This is a genomic window from Blautia sp. AF26-2 (assembly GCF_003460955.1).
Taxonomy (GTDB): domain Bacteria; phylum Bacillota; class Clostridia; order Lachnospirales; family Lachnospiraceae; genus Fusicatenibacter; species Fusicatenibacter saccharivorans.
Window position 1 is genome coordinate 1 of sequence record NZ_QTWD01000006.1, and the last position, 1,047, is coordinate 1,047.

The window sequence follows — 1,047 nt, forward strand, 5'->3', positions numbered from 1 at the left end:
GTGCGCCAGTCCTTCCGCCCCGGTGAGATTACCCCGGAAGAAGCAAAACGGCTGGGCGTAGAATTTGCAAGGCGTTTTACCAAAGGCAATCATGCTTTTGTGGTATGCACGCACATAGACAAGTCGCACATTCATAATCACATTATCTGGTCATCGGTCAGCTTAGAATATGACCGGAAGTTCCGAAACTTTTGGGGCAGCACCAAGGCGGTTCGTCGGCTAAGTGACACCATCTGTATTGAGAATGGACTGTCCATTGTAGAGAATCCGAAACCTCATGGAAAGAGCTATAACAAATGGCTGGGCGATCAGGCAAAGCCCTCTCACCGAGAGCTGCTTCGTGTGGCGATTGACAACGCATTATCACAAAGTCCTGCTGACTTTGAAGAACTGCTGAAGCTGTTGCAAGAGTATGGTTGTGAAGTTTCAAAGCGCGGAAAATCGTATCGACTGAAGCTCTTTGGTTGGGAAAAAGCCGCCCGCATGGACAGTCTGGGCGAAGGATATGGATTGGAAGATTTGCGGGCAGTTCTCTCCGGGAAGAAAGCACATACCCCGCGAAAGAAAACAGTCACACAGGCAGAGACGCCGAAGATCAATCTGCTGGTGGACATTCAGGCAAAATTGCAGGCTGGAAAAGGTGCTGGCTATGCTCGATGGGCTAAAGTTTTTAATCTGAAACAAATGGCGCAGACCATGAATTACCTGTCAGAGAACAATCTGCTGGAGTATGCGGTTTTGGAAAAAAAGGCTGCGGCTGCCACGGCACATCACAATGAACTTTCGGCGCAGATCAAAGCGGCTGAAAAGCGCATGGCAGAGATTGCTGTTCTGCGTACTTACATCGTAAATTATGCCAAGACCCGTGAGGTCTATGTGGCATACCGCAAGGCGGGCTACTCTAAGAAATTCCGGGAGGAACATGAGGAAGAAATTCTGCTCCACCAGGCTGCTAAGAATGCCTTTGATGAGATGGGCGTCAAGAAGCTGCCCAAGGTCAAAGAGTTACAGACAGAGTACGCAAAATTGCTGGAAGAAAAGAAAAAG

At 48.9% G+C, this 1,047-nt stretch carries 1 protein-coding gene; it reads left to right on the forward strand.

Features of this window, described 5'->3' with window-relative positions; all coding sequences use genetic code 11:
• Positions 1-1,047 (forward strand): relaxase/mobilization nuclease domain-containing protein (locus DWY63_RS08725; protein WP_243001873.1); only part of this gene is annotated, 1,047 nt, incomplete at both ends.